Below are 6799 nucleotides of genomic sequence, written 5' to 3'. Positions count from 1 at the left end.
TAACAATTAAGTTTGATAATTAATTTATAACACTTTTAGGTGGGCTTGACTATATGATATTTGAGGAATTTAAGACTAAGTTGAAAGCTGCCAAGACTGAAGAAACAGTCAAAGCAATATATGCCAAATACTTCGATATTGATTATGATACTTCTGATATGCATGATTTATATACACCACAGGTACTATTTGAATTTAAGTACGATAAAAACCTTCAAAATTTAAAAGCTTTGGCTACCATTCTTGCACAGTCTTTATATTATGTACGCAGACTAAAATACGGTAGTGCTGAAAAAACTATCCCTTACTTCCTATGCTTAGCTGATAAAAATGAAGCCTCTCTAACTGAAACTAATAAGTGGTCAAGTTACTACTCAAATGATTCATATAACTGGGAAAACCCACCCAGCAGACCTGATCCAAAATTAATTGATCATCTTGTTAAAGAACCAGAAACTAGAAAAATTCATACATACAGAATGAATCTCAAAGGCGAACATTCTACATTTGAGAAAAAGCTTAAGAACGCTTTAAGTCCACAACTAATAATGGATTTCGGTGATAAAAAAGTTATTAACGAAGAGAATTTTGAAGCAGTTTTTGATCATTGGAAAAATATTCTTGGTCGTCATATTCAAAATGGCTATAAAGATTCTTTTTACTTTTTGGCAAATATTCAAAGAGATAAAATTATTGTAGATAAAGATAATGGACGGGTTGTCTTCACTTTTGAGAACAATAAATCAAGAACACTAAAGGTTTTGATGAAAGACTATGAGTACTTTTGGGGAATTTATGATTATGTAGATAGTCAAGAAACTATCAATGGTATTCACGCAAAGTTAGATAGATTAACAGATGAAAATCAAAGAAGGTTCGAAGGGGAGTTTTATACACCGTTGATATTGGCAACAAAAGCTACTCACTATATCTCTGATGTGCTAGGTAATAACTGGTACAAGTCTGGGAAATATAGAGTTTGGGATATGGCGGCAGGCACAGGAAATCTTGAATATAACTTACCACAAGAAGCTTATAAGTACTTATATATGTCTACACTTCATGCAAGTGAAGCAGACCATCTTAGTAAAGTTTTTCGTGATGCAACTTGTTTTCAGTATGACTACTTGAATGATGATGTTGAATATCTTTTAACGAAAGACAACTTACCTTTTGAACCTAATTGGAAACTGCCAAAGAAACTAAGAGATGACTTAAAAGATGAATCAATAACTTGGTTAGTTTATATAAACCCACCTTTTGCTACTGCTCAAGATGCCAAACAAAAAAAATCTAAAACTGGAATTAGCAAAACTAAAGTTGAAATATTAATGAATAAAGAAGAAATAGGTCATGCAAAACGTGAGCTTTTCGCTCAATTCATGTTTAGAATTAGTCTAGAAATGCCTAAGAAAACATATTTAGGTATGTTCTCTACATTAAAGTATGTAAACGCTCCAGATAGTGTTGAGTACAGGAATAAATACTTTAATCATAAATATGAAAAGGGATTTTTATTTCATTCAAAATGTTTTCAAGGTGTTGTTGGAAATTTTCCAATAGCTTTCATAGTATGGAATTTATCAAAAAAGAGTGAATCGAAGATAATTAAAATAGATATAGCAAATGATCAAGGTATTAACATTGGTGTTAAAAATCTCAGATTGATAGAGAAGAAGGATGTTATTAACAATTGGTTTGAGAGACCTAAGAATTCGAACGACTATATACTACCCCCTTTAAGTAATGGAATAAAAGTAAAAGATGATAACACTGACTCTAGGCACAGAGCAAGACCAGATTTTTTAGCCTCTATTTGTAGCAAAGGCAATGATTTTCAAAACTCTAAATATGTTGTGATTCTATCTTCGCCAAGTGTTAGTGCAGGAGCATTTACTGTAAATCAAGATAATTTTGAGCATGCTGTTACTCTTCATGCAGTGAGAAAAATACCAAAATCAACTTGGTTAAATGATAGGAATCAATTTTTAGTGCCTCATAAAGAACCTACGAAAGAGTTCATTAATGACTGCATAATTTGGAGCTTATTCTCTTCTTCTAATCAAACAACCTCGTTAAGTAATATTAAGTATTTAGGAAAAACTTATAACATAATAAATAACTTCTATCCTTTTTTAATTAGAGATCTAAAAGATTGGAAGATTGAAGACCCCGATTTTAGACAGCAGTTATCAGTTGATAAAGATAGATTTGTCGCTAACTGGATTAAGCAAAGTGAATTATCAGAAGAAGCACGAAATGTCTTATCAAAAGCTAAAAAAGTTTATGAAGTCTTCTATTCTCATTCAAATAGTATGGTGACGCAGGATTGGAAAATTGAAACTTGGGATGCAGGTTGGTATCAAATCAGAAGATGTTTAAGCGAGCATCATTTGGCAGCAGAAGAAATAAATGCATTGAAAGTAGAAAATGATATATTAGCGAGTAAGATATTGCCACAACTTGAAATATTTGGATTTTTAGATAAAGATGAAATATATGAGAAGATCTGAAAGTACAATTTTGAGTCTTGAATTATAAATAATATATGTAATAGTGAGATGCAACCGCTAGCTCCGATTACAACGGACATCCTTGTCTGGTCACTGGGCTACGGAGGCTTAGCTAGAGGTAGCTCGAACGTTGGAACATCTCTAACCTTAGCCACCGCCCCAGTGGGAAGGCAAGATAGTAGCGAAAAGCGGGATTAGCTCCAAAACTAGCGTTACATACTAAAAAAAGACCCTGCCACATAACGTGACAAGGTCTTTTTTATCTAATTCTGTCAGCCTGCTAAAAACTAGCCCTTAAGCTTTTTGATAGAGGCAACATTACAGCCTTTATAAAGGATTTCACTCTTAGCGTTTTGGATATTAGCCGATGATTTATGATAGTTATTCAAACGCAGCGCGCCCGTCATAATACTAAAGTTGTCTTCGTCACCAAACACGGTATCAACATTGTCAGAACGACCTAAGTTAATCGGTAAAAATCTTTTTTTACCATTTAGATTGGCTTCTGCAAAGGTCGGTAAATACTCTTTGTTAAAACCGTAAGTCACGCTGACTTTCTTGTTACTTTGGCAAGTATAGTTGACTTGTCTGATTTTAACAGCGGTATCATAACTCTCGCTTGGCTCCATCACTTGGTCCGAGTAAGCCATCGCAGAACCAGAACCCAACATCGCCATCATAATGCCAGCTGATGATAGAGCGGCAGTTAACTTTTTCATAAATTACCTCAATGATATAAATAGAATGGTCATAGATAAGAAAAATATGGACGTTAGCGGCGAACTATTTTTAGTTAGTCTAATCGTTTGCTCTTATTGTCTTTGTCGTGATTTAAATTTTCATTCACGAGCCCTTATCTATGCACTCATTATAACCAAAATTTTTGTTTGCGCTGTTATAAGTATTGGTTTGCTTGTTGTTTCCGCGTAAGACATTGTTGCGCGCGATGTAGGTACTTCAATTGATAGACAAAAAAAGACCCTGCTCATTCTTCTATAAAGGATGGCAAGGTCTTTCTATCAATCAGAATATCGAATTTAAAAATCTAAGTAGCGAGGAAGACTAGGCTAATCAGGTTTTTGGATTGATATTAAGAAGGATGCACCATATCAGCAGGGGTTACCCACTCATCGAACTGCGCTTCAGTTAGCAGCTCCAATTCAACGGCAACCTGTTTCAACGTTTTGTTTTCTTTATAAGCAGTCTTAGCGATTTTTGCTGCGTTTTCATAACCAACATGACGGTTCAAAGCAGTCACTAGCATCAATGAGTTATGCAAGAAGTCATCGATTTTGTCTTTGACTGGCTCGATACCAACGGCACAATTTTCGTTAAAGCTGTTGAACGCAACATCCAATAACTTGATAGACTGCAATAAGTTAAAGGCAATCACTGGCTTATAAACGTTAAGTTCAAAGTTACCTGACGCGCCAGCCATGCTGATAGTGACGTCGTTACCCATCACTTGAGCGACAACCATGGTCATTGCTTCTGACTGCGTTGGGTTTACTTTACCCGGCATGATAGATGAGCCTGGCTCATTTTCAGGAATCGTCAACTCGCCTAGACCACAGCGAGGACCTGATGCTAACCAACGGACGTCGTTAGCGATTTTATTTAAGCTGCCAGCTAGCGTTTTGAGTGCGCCAGAAGCAAATACTTCAGCATCACGAGCGGCTAGCGCTTCAAATTTATTTGGTGAAGTGACAAACGGTAAGCCTGTTAATTCAGCCAATTGCTCAGCAGCTTTTACCGCATAATCAGGGTGGGCATTTAGACCTGTACCAACCGCCGTGCCGCCTAGTGGCAATTCATACAGACCTTGTAGCGCGTTATCGATACGAGTTAATGAATGGTCAAGTTGGCTAACATAACCGCTGAATTCTTGACCTAGGGTCAAAGGCGTCGCGTCTTGCAAATGGGTACGACCAATTTTAACGATACTATCGAATTCTTTGGCTTTTGCGTCTAGTGTATCGCGCAATGCTTTTACCGCTGGAATAAGCAGGCTATTGATCTGACGAGCAGCAGCAACACGAATCGCGGTTGGGAAGCTGTCGTTGGTAGATTGCGCATGGTTAACATGGTCATTCGGGTGAATCGGCGTGTAGCTGCCGCGCTCATTGCCAGCAATCTCATTAGCACGGTTGGCCAATACTTCGTTCATGTTCATATTTGATTGGGTGCCAGAACCCGTCTGCCATACCACCAATGGGAACTGATCCGTTAGACCGCCGTTGATAACTTCATCAGCAGCTTGCACGATTAAATCGCGCTTATCGCCTTCGATACGCTCAAGGCTGGCATTGGTAATGGCAGCGGCTTTTTTCACTAGCGCCATTGCTTCAATCATCGGACGTGGCAACGTCTCGCCACCAATTTTAAAGTTCTCACGGCTACGCTGAGTTTGCGCACCCCAATAAGCGTCAGCTGGGACTTCCACGTTGCCCATGGTATCTTTTTCGGTACGAGTTGCCTGATTCTGTGTCGACATAACTACCCTCTTTGATGGTTTGTTGTATAGCTGCTTTGAAAAAAGTGCAGCACACGCTGCACATAAAGGAAAATACGATGTAAAGTGGCGTTATGATAGCATGACTTATCACAAATTTCTCCAAGTCCGTGAGGCTAACTGATGTCTAAAAACACCGGCCAACAACATTCTGCTACTGCATTATCTGATTCGCTTTCTAAGTTATCGGCTGATGACGCTCGCTCTAAAAAGGAGGTTAAAGTCGCTGATAGCTTGGCTAATCCACCCAGACGACAATTTACCCGCCAGCGTCGGCAATTAACAGCTGGCGAGCGTAGACAATATGCGCGCATGGCAAGTTTGCATTTAATCAAGTTGCAACAGCGTTTACCGCCGCATGCACGTATTGGCTTATATTATGATGGCTTTGGTGAGCTGCCCACTCAGCCACTGTTAGACTGGATCATACGCTTAAATTATCAGCCTTATTTGCCAGTGGTTGGTTCGCTTGGACGTAACGATATGGGTAACGTTGATAAACACCTGCGCTTTGTGCCTATTCATCAGTCGAAACTGCTGAATATACCGACGCGCATTCATAGCTTAGGGATGAAACAAAACCATCATCGCAGGTTACTTTGGGCACGAGAGTTAGATGTAATTATCTGTCCATTAGTAGCGGTTGATAATAGCGGCAATCGTATGGGCATGGGTGGCGGTTTTTATGATACAACCCTTGGTAAAAGCCATCAAGCAGGGTTAAAAAAACCGTTAAAAATTGGCTGGTGCTACGACTTTCAGATGGTTGAGCAGCTTGAGCGCCAAGTGTGGGATGTGCCGCTAGATGGCTTAATTACGCCAAGTGGCTTAAGGTGGTTTAAAAGAAATCAGATCAAAGCGCTGATAGTGTTGATACGTACTTACAAGCATTGGGAAATGATGACGCTAGAGAGAAACTCTACTACAGTCAAGAACAAGCCTTCAACTCCGACGAATTGGCAAAGGTGGTTAATGAGAAACGCTTAAATGAATTACTGGCTGACAGTGATGCTTTTTTAAATAGTTTAACTGGTGAGATTGGGGATTTTGATGAGGATAATACTGATAGTGGCAAATGAATAATATCGAGCAATTTGTAGGGTGTGCCCTACGCAACTGAGAAAAATATAAATTAAGCTTTTATAAAAAATCAAAAAAGGCGAATGGTTATTAAATCACTCACCTTTTTTATATCAATATTAAGAGTCTAGATTATTGATTAAAGCACCATCGCGGCTATCCAACCAAACGCTAACAACGGAATATTATAATGTAAAAATGTCGGTATCACACTGTCCTTAATATGATCGTGCTGCCCATCAACGTTTAGACCAGAGGTTGGTCCAAGCGTCGAGTCTGACGCAGGCGAACCGGCATCACCAAGCGCGCCAGCTGTACCAATAATCGCAACGGTTGCTAAAGGTGAGAACCCTAAAGAGATACATAGTGGTACATAAATCGCCGCCAAAATAGGAATGGTCGAAAAAGACGAACCAATACCCATGGTCACAATCAAGCCAATGAGTAGCATAATAAATGCAGCCATCGCTTTATTACCTGCAAATAACGACGCCGCGCCATCAACCAACGGCTGGATTTGTTCGGTCGCTTTCATTACTTCGGCAAAGCCTTGGGCGGTAATCATAATAAAGCCAATCATCGCCATCAGCTTGATACCGTCATTAAAGACCGTATCGGCGTCACGCCATTTGACCACGCCCGTTGCCATAAACACGCCAAAACCAAACATCGAGCCGAGCAATAATGAATCGGT

The 6799-nt window shown here is 39.1% G+C and carries 5 protein-coding genes; 2 read left to right on the top strand and 3 right to left on the bottom strand.

What is annotated here, in order from left to right; genetic code table 11:
* Positions 1 to 80: 80 nt before the first annotated feature.
* Positions 81 to 2513 carry a hypothetical protein gene (locus tag V7D75_RS07875; protein ID WP_333614124.1) on the top strand — a complete coding sequence of 811 codons (2433 nt, stop codon included), beginning with the start codon at positions 81 to 83 and terminating at the stop codon, positions 2511 to 2513.
* Positions 2514 to 2800: 287 nt separating this feature from the next.
* Here the strand turns inward: V7D75_RS07875 and V7D75_RS07870 are convergent, their stop codons facing one another.
* Together V7D75_RS07870 and fumC are read right to left on the bottom strand one after the other, a co-directional pair.
* Complete coding sequence (locus tag V7D75_RS07870; RefSeq protein WP_193032199.1) at positions 2801 to 3232, bottom strand: ACP-like domain-containing protein; 432 nt, start codon at positions 3230 to 3232, stop codon at positions 2801 to 2803.
* 371 nt (positions 3233 to 3603) lie between these two features.
* On the bottom strand, positions 3604 to 5007 hold the full coding sequence (gene fumC, locus V7D75_RS07865) for a class II fumarate hydratase (RefSeq protein WP_333614123.1): 1404 nt from the start codon (positions 5005 to 5007) through the stop codon (positions 3604 to 3606).
* Between the two features lie 141 nt (positions 5008 to 5148).
* Between fumC and V7D75_RS07860 the strand changes: the two genes are divergently transcribed.
* Complete coding sequence (locus V7D75_RS07860) at positions 5149 to 6012, top strand: 5-formyltetrahydrofolate cyclo-ligase (protein ID WP_333614122.1); 864 nt, start codon at positions 5149 to 5151, stop codon at positions 6010 to 6012.
* A gap of 232 nt (positions 6013 to 6244) precedes the next feature.
* On the opposite strand, the gene V7D75_RS07855 is transcribed toward V7D75_RS07860, so the two are convergent.
* The coding region (locus V7D75_RS07855) for a Na+/H+ antiporter NhaC family protein (protein ID WP_333614121.1) at positions 6245 to 6799 on the bottom strand (555 nt) is incomplete at its 5' end.

It is taken from the genome of Psychrobacter sp. (assembly GCF_036731945.1).
Classification (GTDB): domain Bacteria; phylum Pseudomonadota; class Gammaproteobacteria; order Pseudomonadales; family Moraxellaceae; genus Psychrobacter.
This window is presented reverse-complemented; position numbering and strand designations above follow the sequence as displayed.